This is a genomic window from Micromonospora sp. NPDC047670 (assembly GCF_043204915.1).
In the GTDB taxonomy this organism is placed as follows: domain Bacteria; phylum Actinomycetota; class Actinomycetes; order Mycobacteriales; family Micromonosporaceae; genus Micromonospora.
This window is the reverse complement of sequence record NZ_JBIDDA010000005.1, coordinates 223,601-245,988: the sequence shown is the minus strand read 5'-3', so window position 1 is coordinate 245,988 and position 22,388 is coordinate 223,601. Positions and strand designations below refer to the sequence as shown.

15 protein-coding genes are annotated in these 22,388 nt (G+C 71.0%); 10 read left to right on the top strand and 5 right to left on the bottom strand.

The annotated features are described in order from the left end of the window. Window positions 1-55: 55 nt before the first annotated feature. The 3 genes from ACGF7U_RS14730 to ACGF7U_RS14720 form a co-directional block, all read right to left on the bottom strand. Window positions 56-754 (bottom strand): class I SAM-dependent methyltransferase, encoded by a 699-nt coding sequence (locus tag ACGF7U_RS14730; protein ID WP_393106635.1) that lies wholly within the window; start codon window positions 752-754, stop codon window positions 56-58. Between the two features lie 186 nt (window positions 755-940). Continuing rightward, the gene (locus ACGF7U_RS14725; protein ID WP_393106633.1) at window positions 941-1,255 is read right to left on the bottom strand and encodes a nucleotidyltransferase domain-containing protein; all 315 of its coding nucleotides are present in this window, start codon (window positions 1,253-1,255) and stop codon (window positions 941-943) included. Between the two features lie 102 nt (window positions 1,256-1,357). Beyond that, window positions 1,358-2,074, bottom strand: a complete 717-nt coding sequence (locus ACGF7U_RS14720) for a TetR/AcrR family transcriptional regulator (protein ID WP_393106631.1) — start codon at window positions 2,072-2,074, stop codon at window positions 1,358-1,360. Window positions 2,075-2,179: 105 nt separating this feature from the next. On the opposite strand from ACGF7U_RS14720, the gene ACGF7U_RS14715 reads away from it, so the two are divergent. Both ACGF7U_RS14715 and ACGF7U_RS14710 read left to right on the top strand, forming a co-directional pair. Beyond that, entirely contained in the window at window positions 2,180-3,163 is a 984-nt protein-coding gene (locus ACGF7U_RS14715; RefSeq protein ID WP_393106628.1) for an NAD(P)-dependent alcohol dehydrogenase, read from the top strand. A 389-nt stretch (window positions 3,164-3,552) separates the two neighbouring features. Next, complete coding sequence (locus tag ACGF7U_RS14710) at window positions 3,553-4,857, top strand: FAD-dependent oxidoreductase (RefSeq protein WP_393106626.1); 1,305 nt, start codon at window positions 3,553-3,555, stop codon at window positions 4,855-4,857. Window positions 4,858-4,940: 83 nt separating this feature from the next. Here ACGF7U_RS14710 and ACGF7U_RS14705 read toward each other — a convergent pair whose 3' ends face one another. Next, entirely contained in the window at window positions 4,941-6,017 is a 1,077-nt protein-coding gene (locus ACGF7U_RS14705; protein WP_393106624.1) for an endonuclease/exonuclease/phosphatase family protein, read from the bottom strand. 437 nt (window positions 6,018-6,454) lie between these two features. Here ACGF7U_RS14705 and ACGF7U_RS14700 point away from each other — a divergent pair, with 437 nt between their 5' ends. The 4 genes from ACGF7U_RS14700 to ACGF7U_RS14685 all read left to right on the top strand — a co-directional run bounded on the left by ACGF7U_RS14700 (window position 6,455) and on the right by ACGF7U_RS14685 (window position 11,195). Then, window positions 6,455-7,267, top strand: a complete 813-nt coding sequence (locus ACGF7U_RS14700) for an SCO2525 family SAM-dependent methyltransferase (protein WP_393106622.1) — start codon at window positions 6,455-6,457, stop codon at window positions 7,265-7,267. Window positions 7,268-7,462: 195 nt separating this feature from the next. Next, window positions 7,463-9,304, top strand: a complete 1,842-nt coding sequence (locus tag ACGF7U_RS14695) for an SCO2524 family protein (protein WP_393106620.1) — start codon at window positions 7,463-7,465, stop codon at window positions 9,302-9,304. Further along, window positions 9,304-10,233 (top strand): SCO2523 family variant P-loop protein, encoded by a 930-nt coding sequence (locus ACGF7U_RS14690; protein ID WP_393106618.1) that lies wholly within the window; start codon window positions 9,304-9,306, stop codon window positions 10,231-10,233. The genes ACGF7U_RS14695 and ACGF7U_RS14690 overlap by 1 nt, the downstream gene beginning before the upstream one ends. Then, a complete protein-coding gene (locus tag ACGF7U_RS14685) occupies window positions 10,218-11,195 on the top strand; it encodes an SCO2522 family protein (protein ID WP_393106616.1) in 978 nt (325 codons plus the stop codon). The genes ACGF7U_RS14690 and ACGF7U_RS14685 overlap by 16 nt, the downstream gene beginning before the upstream one ends. Window positions 11,196-11,201: 6 nt before the next feature. On the opposite strand, the gene ACGF7U_RS14680 is transcribed toward ACGF7U_RS14685, so the two are convergent. Further along, complete coding sequence (locus tag ACGF7U_RS14680; protein ID WP_393106614.1) at window positions 11,202-12,158, bottom strand: SCO2521 family protein; 957 nt, start codon at window positions 12,156-12,158, stop codon at window positions 11,202-11,204. 200 nt (window positions 12,159-12,358) lie between these two features. On the opposite strand from ACGF7U_RS14680, the gene ACGF7U_RS14675 reads away from it, so the two are divergent. The 4 genes from ACGF7U_RS14675 to ACGF7U_RS14660 all read left to right on the top strand — a co-directional run bounded on the left by ACGF7U_RS14675 (window position 12,359) and on the right by ACGF7U_RS14660 (window position 22,189). After that, on the top strand, window positions 12,359-16,675 hold the full coding sequence (locus tag ACGF7U_RS14675) for a HEAT repeat domain-containing protein (RefSeq protein ID WP_393107157.1): 4,317 nt from the start codon (window positions 12,359-12,361) through the stop codon (window positions 16,673-16,675). 91 nt (window positions 16,676-16,766) lie between these two features. Then, window positions 16,767-18,575, top strand: coding sequence for a RyR domain-containing protein (locus ACGF7U_RS14670; RefSeq protein ID WP_393106612.1), 1,809 nt, complete (start codon window positions 16,767-16,769; stop codon window positions 18,573-18,575). Further along, complete coding sequence (locus tag ACGF7U_RS14665) at window positions 18,565-19,077, top strand: hypothetical protein (protein ID WP_393106610.1); 513 nt, start codon at window positions 18,565-18,567, stop codon at window positions 19,075-19,077. The genes ACGF7U_RS14670 and ACGF7U_RS14665 overlap by 11 nt, the downstream gene beginning before the upstream one ends. A gap of 586 nt (window positions 19,078-19,663) precedes the next feature. Next, window positions 19,664-22,189, top strand: a complete 2,526-nt coding sequence (locus ACGF7U_RS14660; RefSeq protein ID WP_393106608.1) for a LamG-like jellyroll fold domain-containing protein — start codon at window positions 19,664-19,666, stop codon at window positions 22,187-22,189. The last annotated feature ends 199 nt before the right edge of the window (window positions 22,190-22,388 follow it).

Here is a 22,388-nt window from a genome sequence, read left to right as displayed (position 1 = left end):
GAGCCGTAATTAGATCCACCGAGTCCCTTCGATCGGGACATCGGCACGGCTGCCGTCAGTGTGCTTCCAAGACGAAGAAGATAAAGCAGATGAAGGCTGTTCGGTCGCCGAGGTCGGGCGGGAGGAGTTCGCGTGGGGTGTCGGGTGAGAAGGGAGGCTCACTGATGACCGCGATGCGGAAGCCGGCCTCGGTGAACGCGTCCGCCATGGCGTGTAAGGGTCGGTGCCAGAAGGTCAGCACGGCGCGCTCGTCGCCGAAGATGTACTCGTCCGAGTACTGCGTGACGGAGAAGTAGTCGGCTTTGGGGTCACTCGCTTCGAGGACGCGGGGGTGGTTGACCGACAGGAGGAGGCGACCACCGGGCTTCAGCACGCGCCGCAGCTCGGACAGTGGTGCTTTCCAGTCTTGCAGGTAGTGCAGCACGAGCGAGACGACGACATCATCGAACGCGCCGTCGGCGAACGGTAGCGGCTGGCTGATGTCGGCTACCCGCAGGTCGGCGTCCTCACCCAGCCTCTTTCGTGCCAGTTCGATCATGGCGGGGCTGGAATCGAACCCGGTCACGACGGCGCCCCTCGCACGGAGGGCTTCGGACAGGGGCCCGGAGCCGCAGCCAGCGTCGAGGATTCGACGGCCGTGGACATCGCCGGCGAGCTTGAGCATTGCCGGTCGCTCGTAGTGGGCGTTGAAGAGGCCTGACTCGTTCTCTCTTGAGTAGCTTTGGGCGAAGCCGTCGTAGTAGTCGGCCCTCATCACGTCCTCGCCTCTCTGGGTGCTTGCCGAGCAAGAGAACCGGTCGATGGTGGCACAATCCCCTTCCCTGCGCTGCCCCTGCCGCGACGTGAACCGGCGTACCGCGCCGGCACGGCTCGAACGACACTCCCGCAAGATCCCAACGGCCCGCGCTGGCGTACGCCACCGACAGCTACCGCATCACTTTCACTGAGCCGGCATCAGATTCACCCAAGCCGAGACGTCAACTTCACTGCACCACATCAGATGCGCTGCGCCAGGACACCGACTTGAGACACTGCCTAGGTGCGGCTTGGCCGGCATGGCCTCGTGAACCCTTGCCAGCACAGCCAGGTCACTTGGGCTCGCGACGCGTAATGTCACGATGACCGTGTCGACGTCGCTGGCGTGGGGCACCCAGGCTCCGAGCGCCGCCGAGCCCACCACGTAGAGCTTCTCGACGAAGCCCGGCAGTGCCTCGTCCACCGCTCGGAGGTACGCGCCCGTCAGGTCCTTGATCACGGAGCACTGTATCGACGCGCGGAGCTGCCTCGAGCCCTCTCATCGCCGCAACCCGGGCGCTTGCACCGTGACGGGTCGTGCGTCATGGCTCGTGATGACGTCTCACCGGGTTCGACGCGACGATGTCCAGTCCTGCTGTTGCAGCCGTTCGATGCCGTCCAGCAGCAGGTCCAGCGCGAACTCGAACTCGAACTGGTCGTCGCAGCCCTGCCCCACGACCGACGCGTCGTCGTGGGACGCCGCCAGGGAAATCTCCGCGAGGTGCGGGAACCGGGCCGCGATCTCCGGCGGTAGGGCCGCCGGCGGGTCGGGGTTGGTCGTGCCGGACCGGCCGGCGCTCCGGGAGGCGTCGAACAGTTCCTGGCTGAACCCCAGGATCCTGCTGCCCATTGCGTGCATCACGTGGTGGGTGAGGTCGGCGGAGAACCCGCCGGCCCGGAACGCCTCGATCATCGAGTCGAGGTAGGCGAGGATGGCCGGCGTCGCCATGTTCCGCGACTCGATGGCGAGCGGCGCCCAGGGATGGCGACGCAGCGCCTGCCGCGCCGAGAGGATGCGGCTGCGGACCGCGTGCTTCCAATCGACACCGGGCACCGGCGGGTCGATCTCGCCGACGACCATGTCGATCATGCCGTCGAGCAGTTTGTCCTTGTTGGCCACGTGCTTGTAGAGGGCCATCGGCACGACACCCAGATCCTGGGCGAGGTTGCGCATGCTGAGGGACTCGATCCCGGCCTCGTCGGCGAGCGCGACGGCGGCGCGCAGGATCCGGTCCCTGCTCAGCGGCGCCCGGCGCAGCGTCTCAGCCTGCTCAGCCATCTCGGTCCTCGTCTTCGGCAGCGGTTGAAACCATAACCGCCTTGACGGGTGTACGGCGTACACCTACCGTGAGGTGTACGCCGTACACCTTTGAGGGAGGGGAAGATGAAAGCGATCGTCCAGGACCGGTACGGTCCGCCGGAGACGCTCAAGCTCGCCGACGTCGACGCGCCGGTGCCCGCCGCCGACGAGGTGCTCGTGCGGGTCGAGGCCGCCGCGCTCAACGCGTACGACTGGCATGCCATGCGTGGCGATCCCCGGATGGCGCGGTTGGCCATGGGCCGGTCGCGGCCCCGCGCGCGCATCCGCGGCCGCGACTTCGCCGGCCGGGTCGAAGCCGTTGGCGCCCATGTCCGACAGGTACGCCCGGGGGACGCCGTCTTCGGCGACCTCGGCGACGCCAACGGCGCGTTCGCCGAGTACGTGTGCGTGCCCGCGACTCTGGTCGCGCCGAAGCCGGCGAACCTGACGCCGCAGCAGGCGGCCGCCCTGCCACTGGCCGGTGTCACCGCGCTGATGGGGCTCTGCGACGTCGGGCAGGTCGAGCCCGGCCACCGCGTCCTGATCAACGGCGCCTCCGGCGGCGTCGGCACCCTGGCCGTCCAACTGGCAAAGGCGTTCGGCGCGACCGTGACCGGGGTGTGCAGCACCCGCAACACCGACCTGGTCCGCTCCCTCGGCGCCGACCACGTCGCCGACTACACCCGCGAGGACTTCACCCGCGACGCCCGCCGCCACGATGTCGTGTTCGACCTGGTCGGCAACCGCTCCCTCACCGCGCTCCGGCGGGCGCTGACCCCGACCGGGACGTTGGTGCTCTCCGGCGGCGGCGTGTACCGCGGCGGCAGTCTCGTCGGACCGGTCTGGCTCCTCGCGCGCGGGCGGCTCATGGCACCCTTCGTCCGGCACCGCATCGTCACACTCACCACGGCACCCAGCCGCCACCACCTCGACACGCTCCGCGCCCACGCCGAGGCCGGCCACCTCACCCCCGTCATCGACCGGACCTACCCGCTCCACGAGGTGCCGCAAGCCGTCCGGTACCTCGAAGGCGAACACGCCCGGGCGAAAGTCGTCATCACCCTCTGACGCGACGGGGCTGGCGAGGTGGTGGTCGACAAACCCCGACCACCGGGTACACGCGCCGCACGGCCGCCGCGGCGGTCAGGGTGAGCGCGTCCGGCCGCAGCAGCGGCTGCCAGGTGAGCAGGAGCGTCAGTGTGCCCCGTCGGCCGTGACCCACCGACCGTTTCTGTCGGCGGTCCGTCGGACGCCGGGGCGGAGCCCGGTGCCTGTGCGACGATCGACGGGCGTCATCTCGACCGGTCCGTCCTGCGCGGCCGCGTACGCTCAGGCCGCTCGGCAGGTGCGTGCGCGTGCGCCTCTCGTACCTCTTGGAGAGCACGATGCCCCTCTCCCCGACCAGGGTCTTCGCCGCGTTGAACGCCGTGCGACCACCCGCCCGGCAGTCTCCGATCATGCAGAGGGCTGTCGTGGTCGGCGGCAGCGTCGCCGGGTTGCTCGCCGCCCGGGCGTTGTCCGACCACGCGGAGAGCGTCGTCGTCATCGACCGCGACGACCTGCATCTGACCGGCGGCCGGCGGGGCGTGCCACAGGGGACGCAGTTGCACGCACTGCTGCCCGGTGGCTTTCTCCAACTCGAACGCCTCTTTCCCGGCTTCCGGGAACAAGCGCTGGCCCAGGGGGCGATCGAGGCTCCCCCCGTAACCAGACGGGCGTACCTCGACGGCCGGCTGAAGGTTGTCGTACCCGACGACGCGGACAGCCTGGCGGGCACCCGACCGCTGCTGGAGGGGCTGATCCGTCAGCAGGTGCTCCGGCTGCCCAACGTCAAGACGGTCGTCGCCCGCGCCACGGGTCTCGTGCTCGACGGTGGCGCGGCCACCGGCGTCCGCTGCGACGTCGGCGGAATGCCCGGCGTCGAGAGCGGTGACTTCGTGGTGGACGCCATGGGGCGTTCGAGCAGGCTGTCCGAGTGGCTGGAGCATGCCGGCTGGGACCGCCCCGTCACGCGGCGGATGACCGTGAACCTGAACTACGCGACGGCCCTGTTCCGACGCCGGGAGACACATCCCGACCTCACCGTCGTCATGGCACTGCACAGTCCGGGGACGTCGCCGGACGTGGCCGGTGCCGCGGTCTTCGCCGTCGAGGACGGCCGGTGGATGGCGATGATGGCCGGGTACGGCGACAACCGGCCGGGGAGTAGCCGCGAGGACTTCGTGCGGCGGCTGCGAGACCAGTTCCCACCGGAGTTCGGTGCCGTCGCCGGGAACGAGATGCTCGGCGACGTCGCGACCTACCGCCATGCCGACAGCCGGCGGCGGGACTTCCACGCGCTCAAGCGGTTCCCGAGCCGGCTGGTGAGCGTCGGCGACGCCGTCGCGTCGTTCAACCCGGTGTACGGGCAGGGGATGACGGCGGCGGCCCTGCACGCTGCCTGCCTGTCGGCGTACCTGCGGTCTCGGCCGGATCTGGGCCTGCCCGCGCGCCGGTTCTTCGACTGGCAGAAGATCGTGGTCGATGCCGCGTGGTCGACGTCCACGTCGGCTGACCTGGCCCTTCCGCACGTCGACGGGCCCTACCCGCGCGGGTACCGGTTCTCCAGCCGGATCAGCCGGCAGATCGTCGCGGCGACCGTCACGGACGTGGCTGTCGCGCGGCGGTTCAACGAGGTCGTCTCCATGCGTGCGCATCCGAGGTCGCTGGTCACGCCCGGCCTGGTGCTGGCCGCCCTGCGCGCCAACCGTCGGGCACCGTGAGCCGGTCCCATTGATCATCATTTGGCGCGCCTGAGTCGCGTTCTCCCGGATTTCGAGACAGCACCGGAGCTCTTACGCGGTGCTCACCAGCTGATGCTGGCCGCCACCGGAAGATGGTCGCCGCCGGTGGCCGGCAGCACCCAGGATCTCTCCGGCTGCACGCCGCGGACCAGGATGTGGTCGATCCGCACTACCGGGAACGTCGCCGGCCAGGTGAAGCCGAAGCCTTTCCCGGCCTCGCTCTGCGCCGAGCGCAACTGCGAGGTGATGCCGGCGAACGCGCGGTCGTCCATGGTGCCGTTCAGGTCGCCGAGCAGCACCACCCGCTCGTTCCGCTCGGCGGCGATGGCCTCGCCCAGGGCCTGCGCGTTCCGGTTCCGATGGGTCGTCCAGAAGCCCACCCTGGGATACAGCCGTACGGACCCCAGGTGGGCCACGTACACCGCCAGCGGCCCCTGGTCAGTGGCCACCGTGGCGCGCAGCGCCCGGTTGTAGGCCATTTTGACGTCGACCGGCTTGGTGGCCGCCAGCGGCCCGGCGTCCGTCTGGATGTCGACCGGCTGAGTGTCCGACAGCGGCAGCCTGCTCCACAGCCCGACCGTGCCCTGCACCGTGTGGTACGGGTACGCCTGCGCCAGTTCCCTCTCGTACGTGCCCGTGGCCTGCGGGGTCAGCTCCACCAGGGCCAGCACGTCCGCGCCGGAGGCGGCCAGGTCGCGGGCGGTGCCCGCCGGGTCGGGGTTGTCGGCGTTGACGTTCTGCTGGGCCAGGGTGAGGTCTCCGCCCGGGCGGGACTTGTCACCAAGCAGCCCGCCGAAGAGGTTCAGCCACGCCACGGCCGGCAGCAGCAGCGCGGCCACCGCGGAGGCGGAACGACGCCACAGCGCCCCGATCAGCAGTACGGGGATGAAGAGGCCGAGCCACGGCAGGAAGGTCTCCACCAGGCTGCCGAGGCCCCCGCGGTTCGTGATCTGCGCGTGCCGCAGCAGGATCAGGCCGAGCAACAGCGCCAGCGCCGCGAGCACCGGACCGCGCCTCCAGGGGCTCGGGCGGGAGGCGGCGCGTATCACCCGGCGGATGCGGGCGCGCCAGGCCCCGGCGCCGGTGTCCCGGCGGCCGGCGTCGCCCTGCCCCGTCCCCGCCGTGTTCACCTGCGTCATCGTCGGCCTCGCTCACCGTCCGTCACTGCGCATCCTATTGTGATCAACGGGTTGTCCGGGTGAGCTCTTCGATCCTGGTCCACCGAGGGGCGCAGGCGGAGGACGGCGAGGTCGCTCTGCGGGGGGTCTTGTCGTAGCGGGTTCGATGCCTCGCCGGGCCACGTGCTTGTTGATCAGCCGCTCCTCGGCGCCGCGAGTTGTGTGTGGTGGTGCCGCGCGGCCCCGATATCGGATGTCCGTCAGAGCGCGTCAGGCCCACGCCTCGGCACCGTGAACTGGACCGGTCGGCGTGGTCACCGCCAAGGTCGTCAATCCCCGGGGTTGGCGAAGTGCCGCTGCTTGCGAGCCAACACCGCCTCGGATACACATGAGCAGCGCGAAGGAGCGCGCCGAAACGACGACCAATGGGATCCGCCGACATCGATGGAGGCACGTCCATGGCGTTGACCCCGGAGGCTGGCGGCGGTTGCGACGAGTCGTCGACGCCATCCCCACCGAGCCAATCCGCGAGGCCGGTGAATTCAGACGTCGAATGGGACAGCTTCGACCCCCTGGCATATGTCCGGCACAACTACGCGGTCCTGCGTGCCGACGATCGTGAAATCCTCCGCCGTACCAGGGATTTCTTTGCCGAGGCGAAGCTCTCCGACGCGCACTGTGTCGACGTGGGGTCGGGGGCGAACCTCTACCCGGCGCTGGCGCTCCTGCCGTTTGCCCGCACGATCGACCTGTGTGACTGGTCGGCGTCGAATGTCAGCTGGCTGCGTACGCAGGTCGACAGCTACGACGAGCTCTGGGACCCGTACTGGCAGGTGTGCGCGGAGCACCCGGCGTACTCGACGCTGACTGATCCGCGGGGCCGCCTGGCGCGGGTCGGCCGAGTGATGCGGACCAGTGTCTTCGATGTGCCGAGGCATGCCTGGGACGCGGGCACGATGTTCTTCGTGGCCTGTTCCATATCGGCGGATCGCGCGGAAGCCGAGCACGCGATCGGCCGCTTCCTCGACGCGCTGCGGCCCAGCTCACCCTTTGCCGTGGCGGTCATGCTCGACTCCCGCGGCTACAGCGTCGGCCAGCGCGTCTTCCCCGCCGTGGCGCTGCAACGCGCCGAGGTGGTGGCGAGCATCGCGGCCGGCGCGTACGACCTGGACGTCCACGAGGTGCGGCTCACGCCCACGCTGCGCGACGGCTACCTGAGCATGCTGCTGACCACCGGCCGAAGCCGCGGTGGTGCGGGACCGTACGCGTGACGGCTGATACTCCAGCCGCGACCGCGCCCGACAGGTGGGCCGGGCCGCCGACACGCGGCCATCGAAGCTGTTCAAGTGGCACTCGACGGGCCCGCTACCATGTTGTTGCACGTCATTGTGGACCACCGTAGATCATCCTGTGAACGGCACCACCAGCAGTTTCGAGGCGACGACTACAGCAGACGGCGGTGAATCGTGCGGATACAGCCACGCCAGGAAATCCTCGACATCTGGCGGGCCACGGTGCGTAGTTGCTGGCAGAACGGTGAATGGCGCTGGGGTGGTCGAAGCGGCAGCAACTCGATCAGCGATGCCGAGCAGCTACTGACCCTGCTGCTCCCGGCGGCCAGGGTCCCCGTGCTGTCACTCGACGACCCGGATCGCGCCGACGAAGAGGTGATCGAGGCGCTCAGCCCGCTCGGCGGCGCGATCGAGATTCCCCGCCGGCTGGTCAGCGTGATCAGCGACTACTTCACGCGGTACACCGACGAGACCGGCACCCCGATCTTCAGCGGCGGAAGCTACCTCACCCCGCTCGATGACGGCCCGGAGCTCACCGAGGAGCAACGCTCCCTGGACATCGTCGACTCGTTCGCGGTGTCGGTCACGCTCACCCTGGCGACGATCGGTTTCGTCAAGGTCTACCGGGGCACCACGAAGCGGCGCGACCTGCTGGCGCAGCTGGACGCCCTGGACGCGATGGCCAGCGCGCGGCTCACCGCGGCCATGGTCGGCCTGCTCCGCAGCTTCAGCACCTTCGTCTTCACCGCCACCGACGAGTACGGCGTCCGGCTGTGCGACATGATCAACCAGGACGAGCTGCCGCGCCGCGAACTCGTGGCCGCGCTGCGCGAACAGCTGCGCGAAACCATGGCCAGCCTGCGCAACGTGGTCATCGGGTCGGGCCGGGTGACCGAGGACCTGGACAACAGCGAGATGCTGTTCGAGTGCGGCTGGTCGTGGGGGATCATCGCCGGCGCCGAGGAGGTCCCGACCACCGAGCCGACCGGCCTGCAACGCGAGGGCTCGGCGGAGAACGCCCCCTACCTCTACTTCACGGTCATCGCCATGGACGCCATCGAGGACCTCAACTCCGAGCGCACCCGCCTGCTCGGGTTGCTCAACGAGGAGCAGCAGCGGCTGTCCCGCGCACTGCAGCTGCGCTGGGAGCTGACCCGGACCTACTGGGCGACGGTGGCCACCTTCGACAACCGGCGGCGGTGGCCCATCGAGGACATCCCCTGGCGGACGACCGACGGCGACCGGACCGACTACTACACCCTGCAGGCCACGTCGCTGGCGGTGAAGGGCCTGATCGCTGGCGGGCGCGGCGCCGACGAGGAGCTCGGTCGGATCGCCTCGGTGCTGGTCGAGCTGGCGCAGCGGGCGCGGATCACCCGACGTGCCTCGCCCGACGAGCCGGCGCTGCTCCTGCACGCGCCAGGCAAGCGGGTGACCCTGAACGACGACACGTCGAAGCCGATCATGACGTGGAACGTGAACGAGTACTCCACGGTGCTGCTCCAGCGGGCGGCCACCGTCGCCGGCCTGCTGAGCAACGCCCGGCGCCGCAGCGAACTGCTCGAGCTGGCGGACGAGGTGTGGGATCACCTGTTGCTGCGACGTATCCCCGACGGTCAGCACCGAGGGCTGTGGGACCACGCCGCCGGCGCCTACCCCGGGCTGGCGCCGAAGCCGGACGCGCCCTCCTGGTACCTGACCCAGCGGGTGGTGGAGGCGCTGGTCACCGCCGGTCAGCTGCTCTGGGAGCGGCCGTTCCCGCGGGCTGGCCGCCTCGCCGCGTACGCGCAGGATCTCATCGACGAGGCCGAGTACCTGTTCGACCGGGAGCTGATGCGCGGCACCTTCGCCGGCGAGGCGATGCAGCGCAGCATGCGCAGCATCCGGGCCAGCCTGCGCCGGGCACAGCTGCTGGTGGACGAACGCCCCGGCACGGCGGCCGCCCTGGCGAACGCCCTGCTGCTGCTGCTCAACGACGTCGCGACCGGGCAGCAGAAAGCCAGCGAGGGGATCTGATGCTGGTCTTCGTCACGTCGCACAAGGGCGGTACCGGGCGCTCGGTGACCGCAGCGAACATCGCCTACCGCAGCGCGTTGTCCGGCCGCCCCACCTGCTACCTGGACTACGACTTCGGCTCGCCGACGGCCGGCATCACGTTCCAGATCCCGCAGGCCGTCAACGGAGTGGAGGGCACCGGGCCCAACGGCGGTGGCCTGCACCGCTATCTGCGCGGGGAGATCCCGTCTCCGGAGCAGCTGGACGTGTGGGGCACGTCGGAGCGGGCCAGCCTGCGCCAGCGGCCCATCGGGTCCGGTCCGCTGGTTCTCCTGCCCGGGCAGCGCAACGGCAGCGAGTTCGGGTTCACCAACGACATCGCCAAGCGCTGCGCCGAACTCTTCCTCCGCCTGGAGGAGGAGTTCGACCTGACCCTGGTCGACCTCAGCGCCGGCCGGTCGTACGCCAGCCAGATCGCGCTGGCAGCCACCGCGATCGCGACCCTTCGCAAGGTGACCGTGCGCTGGTTGGTCTTCCACCGGTGGACTCCCCAGCACGTCACCGCGGCTGCGGATCTGGCCTTCGAGGCGGGCGGGATCGTGGCTATGGGCAAGGAGTACGGTCACGAGCCGGAGCGGCTGCGCGAGTCGCTGCGATTCATCCGCACGGCGGTGATCGACTCACGCGGCCCCGAGGTCGGCCACCTCGACCTCGCGCAGCAGGCATTCCTGCGCAAGTGCGACGCGGAGCTGTCGGAGCTGGCCCGACGGCGGGGCGTCGGGCGCACCACGCTGTTCGGCGCGGTGCCACTGGATCCCCTGTTGCAGTGGCGGGAGCAGCTCATCTCGGACCACGACGTGCAAAGCAAGATCGCGAACGTCAAGACCGTGGACGCCTTCGTGGAACTGACCGAGAAGCTCTTCGACGAGACGGCATGGGAGACCGTGTGATTGGCGTGGATGTCAGGTTCCAGGAGGCAGCTGCGGTGCGACGTACAGAGAGCGTGGCGTACTCGCATCTGTCGGTGGAGTTGGGGCACTTCTACGCGGAGGACTTCGGCGACGGGTGCCAGGAGCTGCGGCGCAAGTTCGAGCGGATCGCGGACTGGTCGGCCGCGATCCCGGCCCTGGCCCGACGCGGGCTGCCCCCGCACCGGCAACCACGGATCAGCACCTGCTTCATGGTGGACGACTACTTCCACCGCTTCGGCACCCCCCGCGAGGTGATCCCGCAGGTGCAGAGCGCCGCGGCGGAGCACGGCCTGGTGCTGGACTACGTGGCCCGGGAGTCCAGCTTCGCGCGGCACGACGGCGTCGAGCTGGCCCAGCTGGTGGTCGACACCCTGGTGGTGGAGCCGCCCCGGCACACCACCGGGAGCCGCCCACCCCTGAGCGAGTCGGGTTGGCTGTCCAACGGCCAGCGGTCGCCCGGGCACGTCGACGCCCCGGCGATGACCCTGCCCCGGCCGTGGTCCCCGCCGGTGCAGTCCGGCGATCCCCAGCACTCCATCTTCGTCGACATCGAGCTGTGGTCCGACGAGCCGAACACCCGGGTGTGGGCATGCGCGCTGCTCGCCTCGGTCTGGCAGTTGACCCGGCTGGGCGTGCTGCGGCACCGCGGTGAGACGATCAGGCAGCCGTGCCGGCTCGCCGGGGAGCTGCCCACCAGCTGGGACGAGCTGCCGGCGATCGTCCAGCTGAACCCGGTCGCCGCGCCGTTCTGCGCGTACCGCACGCTGACCCTGATGGACACCCAGTACCTGCCGGTGGAGCTGGCCGTACGGACCATCCTCGGCCAGGTGGCGGTGCCACCGGCGGTCGCGCAGCAGGTCGCCAAGCGGGCCGGCGGCGAAGGGCTCCAGCTACCCAGCGAACTGGTCGACCGGCTGAGCTACGTGTTCATCGGCGAGTAGGCGGCATCAGCGCCCGCACGGCTGCTTGACCGCCACCCGGTCCGCCAGGTCACGCAGCAGGGCCATGTTGTTGACGCTGATCTGATCCCGGATCCAGTTGACCGACGACTTCCACTGCCGGCTGAACCCGGGCACCTGCTCCAGGCGGTCCCAGATCGGCCGCAACCGCGGGTGGACCCGGGCGCCAGGCAGCCACAGGTGCAGCAGATGCTCCAACACCGGCCGCAGCCGCTCGATGTGCTCCTGCCCGGAGGGCGGTCGGGTGACCGCGGCCTCCACCAGGGAGGAGAGCATGGTCAGCAGCCAGTCGTGCAGCGCGAGGTCTTCGCAGAGGCCAGCCACGGCGGCCGGCACGTCCTGCGGGCCGACCACGAGTTCGACCGTGCGCAGGGTGGGGGAGTCCACGGTGACCACCGCCGAGACGTCCCGGCCCGGCTGCTGGTCGACCTGCGCGGTCCAGCGCAGCCGGGTGCGCGCCGCGCGCAGTGGCGGGTGCCGGTCCAGCAGGTCGGACATCTGCACGCCGTCGAGCACCCGGCCGGTGATCGCCTCCAGGTTCAGCACGTCCGCGTTGTTGCCGCGCAGGAAGCCCGCGGTCAGGTCCGCGGCATCCAGCTTGCCGACCGTCTCGAGGACGCCCGGGTTGGCCAGATAGTGCGACCACGGCCGGCGACGCTCTCCGGCGACGACCTGGATGACCGAGGAAGCCTGCACGATCCGGCCGCCGGTGACGATGGCCCGGGTGACCACCGCACCCACCCCACGCAGCTGGCGGTTCCTGGCGCTGGGTAGCCAACAGTCCACGCCGGTGCGGACGTCGGGCGACACCGCGTAGAGCGAAGGACGTCGGGAGGTCAGCACAACCTCACCCTCGACCAGGCCGAGCACCTCGGAGCTCTGCTCCTGGGCCAGCGCCGTGCTGTGCTGCAGCAGGCTGGTGTGCACCTCACCCACCGTGAGCATGGCTTCCTCCGCATCGCCGGCACGGCTCCGCGGTCGCCCCGCGGAACGCGGTCCCATGGTGATTGACGTACGCCGCCGTGACCCGCACCGACACGGATCCGCGCGGGTTTACCGAAACTCCCCGCAAGGACGGGATCCGGCTCGCCCCGGATCCCTACCTGTCCTGTGCACATCATAAGCCCACTGTCCGCGGGATTCCCATGTACGACGGGGGTGGCGGGCGTCCGCGGGCAGGGACGATTCGACATCGACTGATATTTTCATTGGTGCGGTCGCCAGCCACCCCCTGGAGTTTGCCGTTCATGAAGGTCTACATTTCAGCCACCCAAAAGGACCTGCTGGAATATCGTGCTGCCGTACACGTCGTGGCACGTCGCCTCGAAATCGAGGACGTCGCCATGGAGGCGTACGGCGCCGACATCCGACCACCGCTGGAACGCTGCCTGGCCGACGTGCGCCGGTGCGACCTCTACGTCGGGCTGTTCGCCTGGCGCTACGGATTCCGGCCGCCCGGCCAGGAGTCCTCCATCACCGAACTGGAGTACCGTGAGGCACTCGCGGCCGGAAAGCCCTGCCTGATCTTCCTACTCGCCGAGGAGACACCCTGGCCGGTCGACATGATCGACCGGGACGCCGACTGGCAACAGATCGTCGCGCTGCGCCGGGAACTCAAGGAGCGCCACCTCTGCGCCTTCTTCTCCGGCGTGGACGACCTCGCCGCAAAGGTGACCATGGCGCTGGCCGAGGTGCGCAGCGGCCGATCCCCGACGCGCGAGCCCGCGGACCCGGACACCCACCTGCCGGAAGCCGCGCGCAGCCAGTACTACAAACAGTTGGCCCTCAGATACCAGGCCGTTCCGCTGGACGCGGTCTCGCCACGCCCCACCATCGGATACCTCACGGTCGGGTTACCGAAGATGTTCGTGGAGCCCCGCGTGCACGAGGACACCCGGCCGGAGATGCCACTGGCCTGGTGGCGCTGGGCCAGCTCCACAGCGAGCGGCGACGCCGGCGGGCTGCCCGGGGTGGTCAACCCGGAGGAGGTCGAGCGGCTCTGGGAGGAGTACGCGGCCAAGGACGCGCTGGCACTGTTCGACGTCGTGTGCGATCCGGGCCGGCGAGCGATCGTGCTGCTCGGCGACCCCGGCTCCGGCAAGTCCGCGGCCGCGCGATACCTGGCGCTGGCGCTGGCCGGGGTCTGCGCCGAGCCCCGACTGGCGGCGCTGGACCGGTACCTGCCCGTCCTGATCGAGCTGCGCTCCTACGCCGCGCACTGCGGCGACGGGCGGTGCGACGGCCTGCTGGACTACGTCGGCCACCGCCACCAGCAGGGACTAGCCGGAATAGACCAGGGCGTGCTGGAGGCGTACCTGCGCCAGGGCGGCCAGGCGCTGTTCCTGTTCGACGGCCTGGACGAGGTGTTCGACCCCGCGCAGCGCGAAGAGGTGGCCGCGCAGATCGCCACCTTCGCCAACGAATACCCCGGGGTGCGGACGCTGGTCACCTCGCGGGCGGCCGGCTACCTGCGACACACCTTCGCCAACGCCGGCTTCGACCACTTCACGCTGGAAGACCTCGACGACGAGCGCATCGCCCAGTTCCTCGGCAACTGGTACCGCTACGTGATGCCCACACCGGCGGCCGAGGCGGACCGGCAGCGGCGACAGATCCTCGACGTGGTGAACAGGTCCCGAGCGATGCACGAGATCGCCGGCAACCCCCTGCTGCTGATGCTCATGGCGATCGTCGGCCGGGGCCACCCGCTGCCCCGCAACCGGCACCGCCTCTACGCGCACGTCACCGACGTACTGATCTCCGAGTGGGACGTGACCAAACAGTTGCGGGAAAGCCACGGCGACGTGCCGCAACTGGACCTGCAGGCAAAGCACCGGCTGGTGCGCCACCTGGCGTATTGGATGCAGTTCCGCGAGTCCGGCCCGGCCGGAAACTACATTGAATCCGACGAACTGGCGCGTATCTTCCGGGACCATCTCGTCGCGTTCTACGGTTTCGAGAACGAGCGGGCACTCGCCATGGCCTACTCGATGATCGACAAGTTACGTCAGCGGAGCTTCATCCTGGAACGGTACGGACTGCGACTGTTCGGGTTCGTGCACCGCACGTTCCTGGAGTTCTTCTGCGCCGAGGAGATCGTGGACAGGTTCGAGCACGACCCGGACGCCTGGGGCCTCGACCAACTGCGCGCCCTGTTCCGGGAGCACTGGGCCGACCCCTCCTGGCGGGAGGTGCTCCGGCTGGTCGCCGGTGCCCTGCCCGCCCAGACCGCCAACGACCTGGTCATCCTGCTCGCCACCGAGGCCAACCAACCCTGGCCGCCGCTGAACCTGATCGGCCCACCATGGAACCTGGTGCTGGCCGCGCAGTGCGTGGCGGAGGCGCCACAACCCGCCGACCTGGCCGGCGCGGGCGACGCGGTGCTGTGCCAGGTCGTGCGGCTCATCGAACACGGCATCTCCGTCGACGACCCCAACCTGGTGGAGCTCACCGAGCAGGAGCTGCTGTCCTCGATCCGGGCACTCGGACCGAACTGGCCCGGCCGGGAAACCTTCCTGCACTGGTACCGCCGTCGCGGCGTGCGGACCAGCTGGCGCTCCGGCTCCGCCTTCGCCACCCGCATCGCGGCGGCGCTCTCCACCGCCGAGGAGCAGCTGGAGGAACTGCTGATCCGGGAACTCGGGCAGGGCCGCGAGCGGCAGGCCCACCTCATCCTGGTCGCGGGGCTGGCCGAGACCGCCGGCCGGCTGGACACCACGAGCCGCAGCCGCCGCCGATGCCGCGACCTCCTGCTCGCCCAGGCGCAGGCCGAGGTCTCCACCGCGGTGCGGCAGGCCGCCGTACGAGCCCTGGTCGCGCACTTCGGCGCCGACCCCGACCACCTCGACGTGCTGCGTGACCTTGCCAACTCACCCGACCACGCGGTGCGCGCGCTGGCCGTACAGTCCCTCGGCGGCCGCACCGAGCTGTCCGAGGACGTCCGCCAGGTGCTGGCCAGGGCCACCGAGGACCCCGCCACCGCGGTGCGGCGGGCCGCCGCCGAAGTGCTCACCACGCACCGCGCCGACCTGCCGGACGCCCCCGGGACACTGCAGCGACTGCTGGCCACCGACACCGACCCCGGCGTGGTGCAGTGCGCTCTGAAGGGCTTGCTGGCCCTGCCGGAGCATGCCGAAACCGCCCGCACCCGGGCGTTGCAGCGGGTGACCGGCGACAGCCCGGACGAGGTACGGCGCTGCGTGGTGACCGAGCTGCTGCCCGGGCGGCCCAGCCCGGAGAGCACCGAACTGCTGCTGAAGCTGGCCGGCTCGGACACCTCCGCGCGGCTCCGCGCGGTCGCCGTGCAGCGGCTGGCGCTCGTACCCGACCCGGAGGGGCGCTGCCGGGCCCGGCTGGTCGACCAGATCGAGCAGGACGAGGACGCCTCCGTGCGTGCCGCCGCCGTCACCGCACTGATCGACCGGGACCGCGCCGACGACACCGCGTGGACCGTGGCGGCGCACGCGGCTCGTGCCGACGAGGACGCGACGGTGCGCCTCGCCGCCGTGCGCGCGCTGGCCGAGGCATACCCGGACCACCGCACCGGGGAGCTGTTGCTGGAGAAAGCCGACGGCGACCCGACCGCGAGCGTCCGGCTCGCCGCGATCGACCTGCTCACCGGCCGACCACTACTCGGCCACGCCACTCGTGACCTGCTCATCAGCCGCGCCTCCCAGGAGCGGGACGCGATCGTCCGGTTACGGGTCACCCTCCGCCTCACCCGCCTCGCCGACCCGCCCGACCCCGAGGTGCTGGAGTGCCTCGCCGAGCAGGTCAGCCGCGACCCCGACCCGAACGTGCTGCGCGCGGCCGCCCAGGCGCTCGCCCGCCACGGCGAGACCGACAGCCTCACGGAGACACTGTGCCGGCGAGCCCGCCGAGACAGCTACGTCGGCATCCGGCTGGCCGCCGTGCAGACTCTCTGCGCACACGGCAGTCCTGACGTGGTGACCGACGTGCTGCTGGAATGCGTCGAATCAGACACCGACCCCGCCGTGTTCGACGCGGCGGTGTGCTGCCTCACCGAGCAGGGCACGGCATCCATGACGGTGACCCTGCGGCTCCTGCGCCGCCTGGCAGACCAGGACCCGGCGATCCGCGCCCGCATCGCCGCCGCGCTCGGCGCGCACTTCGGCGCCGACCCCGAGGTCCGGGTCCTGCTGGTGGGGCTCGTCCGCGACGACCCCGACCTCGAGGTCCGGCGCCGCGCCGTGGAACAGCTGGGCGCCACCCTGGCCGGCCAGGTGGGAGTACACGAGCTGCTGCTGCGGCTCGCCGACGACAACGACTGGGAGATCCGGCGCACCGCGCTGCTCGGACTGACCCGCCACTACTCCGGCGACACCCGCACCCGGACCGTGCTCGTGCGGCTCGCCCGCCAGGAGGACGACGGCACCGTACGGCGGCTGGCCGGGCAACTGCTGGCCGCGCTGCCCGACACCAGACCCGACGACTTCCCATGACCGCGCCCGACCGGACGCCCGGACGGGCGGTGCCGCCGATAGTGCGCGCCGAGCAAGTGCCGGATCGACCTCGTCAAATACCATCGGGGTCATGACAGAGCCGGTCGCCGGCCCGCGCCACCTGGTCGTATGGTGGCTTCGCGCCGTGTTCGGAGTCATCGGACTGGCCGCCTTCATACTCGGTTACGTCGGCTTCGACCGCCTGCTGCAGGCCCGCCCGGGCACCGCCCACGACCCGTACGACGTGCTCTACTACGACCTGCAACTCTTCGTCTTCGGCGCCGAACCCTTCCAGAACGCCGGCCCCTACCCGTGGCAGCTACAGGTCGCCCGGTTCGCCGCCCCGCTGTTCACCCTCCTCGCCGTGGCCGAGGCCGGTCGGCTGCTGCTGGCCGCCGAGAGCCGCCGCCTGCGGGCCCGGCGAGCTCGCGGCCACGTCCTGGTCTGCGGCGACTCCCAGTTCGCCCACATGCTCGCCGACCGGCTCTTCGCCGACGGGGAACGCGTGGTGGTGGTGCGCTCCGAACCGTTCGGGCCGCTGGAGTACCGCCTGCGCCGATACCTCGGCGTCGTCGGCGACCCGGCCAGCCCTCAGGTGCTGCGCGGCGCCGGTCTGAGCAGGGCCCACACCGTCTACGCCTGCAGCGAGGACGACGACCGCAACCACGCGATCGCCAACACCGCCAGCCGTCTCGTCCAGGACCGACGGCAACCACCTCGGGTCTACGTGCTGGTCCACGACTCCGAGATGTGCCTGTCACTGCAGGCCCGACGACTCGGCGCCGCCGGATCCAGCCGGCTGCGGCTGGACTACTTCCACGTCGACGACGTCGCCGCCCGCGCCCTGCACCGGTACCACCCGCTGCCACCCGCGAGCGGCCGACCCACCAAGGTCCTCATCGCCGGCACCGGCGTCTTCCGCCGGGCCCTCCTGGTGGAGACCGCTCGGCACTGGCGGGCCCGCCGCGCCGACGCCCCACCCGGTCACGTCGTGCCACCCCTGCGGGTGGACCTCGTGGCCCCGGACGCCGGCGCCGAACTCGCCGTCGCGGCGTCCCGCTACCCGTTCCTGGCCACCGTCTGCCAGCTCACCGCGTACAACCTGGACCTCGACGGCCTCGTCGGGCTCGCGCAGCTCGAACGCGACCGCTACGACCGCATCTACGTCTGCGCGCCGGACGAGACCAGCGGCCTGCAGTTCGTGCTGGACACGCCCGCCCTCTGGCAGCTCGCCGAGAGTTCCGTCTTCGTGCCGGTCTACCAGCAGGCAGCGCTCGCCGCCGCCTTCCACGGCGACTCCCACCACGACCTGCTCGACGAGGTGCACGGCAAGCTCCGCCTCTATCCGGTGCTGACCCGCGCCTGCGATGCGCGGTTGATCGCCGAGGATCTCACCGAGCGGCTGGCCCGACTGATCCACGAGCGGTACCTCCACACCCAGCATCGCGCCGGGGTGCGCCCCGGCGACGCGCCGGCGATGGTGGAGTGGTCGCGACTGCCGGAGTCGCTGCGGCGGGCCAACCGGGCTCACGTCCAGGACATCGCCGCCAAACTGTTGAATCTCGGGTGCGTCGTGGCGCCCCGGCGTGGCAACACCGGGGACGCCTGCGCCGCCGGGCAGGTCATCGACGACCGGATCGAGGATCTCGCCCGCCTCGAGCACGAACGGTGGTGCCGGGAACGGCGAGGGGAGGGCTGGACGTACGGCGAGCCCCGCGACGACGCCCGGCGGCGGCATCCCGCCCTGCGGCCGTGGGACGAACTGCCCCCCGACGTCCAGGAGCAGAACCGCGAGGAGATCCGGGCGCTGCCCGACGTGCTGTCCGACAGCGGGTTCGAGCTGATCCGGCTGGCACCCGCGGTGCCCGCGCAGCGGAGAGGACCAGGGGATGCCGGCTGATCCCGCACCGGTGCGCGTCGGCATCACCGGGCACATCAACCTGACCCGCGACACCGAGTTGCTCGTCGCCGACGCGCTCCGCGTCGAGTTGCGCCGGATCAGCGAACGGCCGGTGCACGGCGTGTCCTGCCTGGCGGCCGGCGCGGACCAGGTCTTCGTACGCACGGTCCTGGACCTGGGCGGCACGTACGAGGTGATCCTCCCGGCTCGCGACTACCGGACCGCCGTGATCCGCCCGGAGAACCGTACGGTCTTCGACGAACTGCTCGCCCGGGCGGCGCAAGTCGTCCACACCGGGCACGACCGCTCGAACACCGCCGCATACGTGGCGGCCAACCGCGAACTGGTGCGGCGGGTGCAGCGACTCGTGGCGGTGTGGGACGGCGAACCGGGCTGCCACGAGGCGTCGACGGACCGGACCGTCGACTGGGCGCGCCGCCACGGCATCCCGACCACGATCATCTGGCCTGCCGGCGCCCGCAGGACGGCCCCCGGGCAGTGACCGGGCGGCGGCGACGGGCCCGGCCGAGCCCTCAGCCGAGGTCCGCGCAGGCCCGCTCGGCCGCACCACCAGGCGGACCTGCTGGTTGTCGCCCTGCCAGCGGGTCACGCCGCCGGCCGAGCCGGCCGCGGTCCGCAGTGCTGCCAGCTCCGCGCCGTCGACCACGTGGCACGGCCGGCGGATGCGCCCCAGCACAGCGGCTCGCTGCGGCAGGTTCTCCCCGGCGTCCACGCCGGCGGCGACCGCCGCGTCGGCGAACGCGACCACGTCGCCCCGGTCGCCGGTCTCCCCGCGCGACGGCTGCCGCACGGTCGTGACGTACGTATCGTCGGTCGTGGTCAACCGAAGGCGTGGACGTCGATGTGAAGTCAGGCGACAGCTCTCGGCTGGCCAGAGCAACGGGCCACAGGTGCGGGTGGGAATCGCCGCCGCGGCTCCGGCGGCCGACCGGGCACGGACTCCGAGCGCGTCCGTCTGAAGCGCACACACAAGCTTCATCCGTTCGTCATCGCGGTCGCGTTGGCGCCCACCACGACGGGCCATAGCGTGGGCACCTGTCGGCGGGTCGACGGGTTGGAGGACAGGGATGGCGTTCCGCGCGGTTTGGCGCCGACGGCTGGGCGAGATGCTGGCCGGTGTGCTGCTGCTCGCCGGGCCCCTGGTGGTCTCGTCACCGGCCCGAGCCGCGCTGGTGGAGCAGACGCTGTTCCAGCGGGACACGTTCGGCGCTGCCTGCTACCGGATCCCCGCCCTGATCCGGACGAAGGCCGGCAGCCTGCTCGCCTTCGCCGAGAAGCGGATCTCGGGCACCACCTGGTGCAACGACGTCGGCCACATCGATTTGGTGATGCGCCGCTCCACCGACAACGGGCGAACCTGGAGCGCCCAACGAGTCGTCCTGGAGGGCACAGACGGCAGCCCGACGACCCCCGCCACACGCGGCAACCCGGCTCCCGTGGTCTACCGGAAACTCGCCGGCGCGCCGGACACCGGCGCCCCCGATGGCCGGATCGTGCTGCTCACCACGTACAACCCGAGCACCACCTCCCGGCCGCGCACGCCGTACGTGCAGTACAGCGACGACGACGGCAGCACCTGGAGCACCGCCCGCAGCATCGCCGCCCAGATCGACAAGCCGGAGTGGGGCTGGTACGCCACCGGCCCCAGCCACGCCATCCAGCTCACCCGGGGAGCGCACGCCGGCCGCCTGGTCGCCGGGGTCAACTTCACCGACGGGTCCGGCCGCCACGGTGCCGCACTCGTCCACAGCGACAACGGCGGCGCCGACTGGCAGCTCGGCGCCACGGACATCCGCTCGGACGACCTGGACCCGCAGGAGCTCTCCCTCGTCGAGCGCACCGACGGCGGCATCTACGCGGCCGCCCGCACCAACTCGCAGGTCAACGGCACCCACCGGGCCTGGGCGGTGAGCAGGGACGGCGGCGAGACCTTCGCGGCACCCTTCGCGAGCACGCCCGGCGTCACCGCGCCGGGCGTGCAGGGCTCCACGCTGCGGTTGCGCGCCGCGGACGAGGGGGACCGATACAACCGCATCCTCTTCGCCTCGCCCGCCGACCCGACGTACCGCAGGTACCTGACCATCTGGTCGTCTTACGACGAGGGGCGGACCTGGAGCACCGCACCGGCCAAGCAGATCACCGCGGACCGGTCCGGGTACTCCGACCTGGCGGAACTGCCGAGCGGCGAGATCGGGCTGCTCTACGAGGCCGGCGAGTCGACCGGGGACGCCCGCGACGAGATCCGCTTCACCCGGCTCGTCGAGAGCGACCTGGGGCTGCCGGACGACTACTCGGGCATCCGCACACCGGACCTGTCCGGGCTGAACAACGACGGGCGGCTGCGCGGCGGGACGACGTACGGCGCGGGGCGGTTCGACGAGGCTGCCACCCTCGACGGGGTGGACGACGCGGTACAGGTGCCGTTCGCCGAGTCGCTCGCGATCGACAACAGCGACTTCACCGCGACGGCCTGGATCCGGTACGGCGCCAGCACCGGCAACCACGCCATCCTCTGGGCCTACCACCAGGGCGACCACTCGCAGCTCTGGTTGCGTGCGGAGCCGGAGAGCAACCGCATCCGCGGCTTCATCCAGAGCGGCAGCGTCAGCGCGGTGGTGGCGAGCGCGAGGGCGTACAACGACAACGCTTGGCACCACGTCGCGCTGCAACGGGCCGGCGGCCAGCTGAAGCTCTGGGTCGACGGGACGGTGGCGGCCACCGCGACCGCGCCGACCGGTTCGATCAGCCCCGGGCGGCCGTTCACGATGTACGTCGGGCAGCGACTCGACGGCGCCCACCACTTCCACGGCCAGCTCGACGAGGTGCGGCTCTACCGACGCGCGCTGAGCGGCGCGGAGATCGACGCCATCCGCACCAGCAACGCCACCAGCGCCAGCGGGGCCGTGCTGCGGCTGCCCTTCACCGCCGACGGCCTCACCACCGCGGATCTGTCCGGCAACGGCAACACCGGCTTGCTGCGGGGCGGGCCCACGCTCGCCACCGGCCGCTTCGGCAACGCGCTGGCCTTCGACGGCACCGACGACCACGTCCACCTGCCCTTCACCGGCACGCTGGACCTGGGCGCGGGCGACTTCACCATCACCATGTGGCTGCGCCACCCCGGTGGGCCGGGGAGGCACAGCCTGCTCTGGGCGTACGACCACGGCGCCGACAGCGGTCAGCTCTGGCTGCGCGCGCAACCGGCCGACAACCAGATCGTGGCCTGGGCCCAGTCGGACGTCGCCGCGGGGTGGACGTCGACGACCCCGGCGTACGGCGACGACGCCTGGCACCACCTGGCGCTCCAGCGCACCGGCGGGGAACTGCTGCTCTGGGTCGACGGGGTGCGGGTGGCCGCGGGGGCCGCCCCGGCCGGTTCGCTCACCGCCGGGCACGGTGGCGGCATCAAGGGGCTATACCTGGGGCGGCGGCCGGACGGCGCGGACGACCTGAACGGCGCGCTGGACGAGGTGCGGGTGTTCCGCCGCGCGCTCACCCCCACCGAGCTGGACGACGTGCGGCTGCAGAACACGGCGGCCACCATCGGCCAGGTGCTGTGGCTGCCGTTCGAGCGGATCACCGCGGCGGGCTAGGTCCGCCGTCGGACGCAACGCCCGGCTGCGCGATCGCGTGCAGCCTGCGGCCGTCGTCCACGGGAAGCAGGACAGGACAACTCCGGACCGGAGCTTCAGCAACCACGGTACGGTCGTGACGACCGAGAGGACTGAGCTCGGTGGATCCATCAGTGCCATGCAGAACACCAACGTACGAGTAATGACTACCTGACTGGCG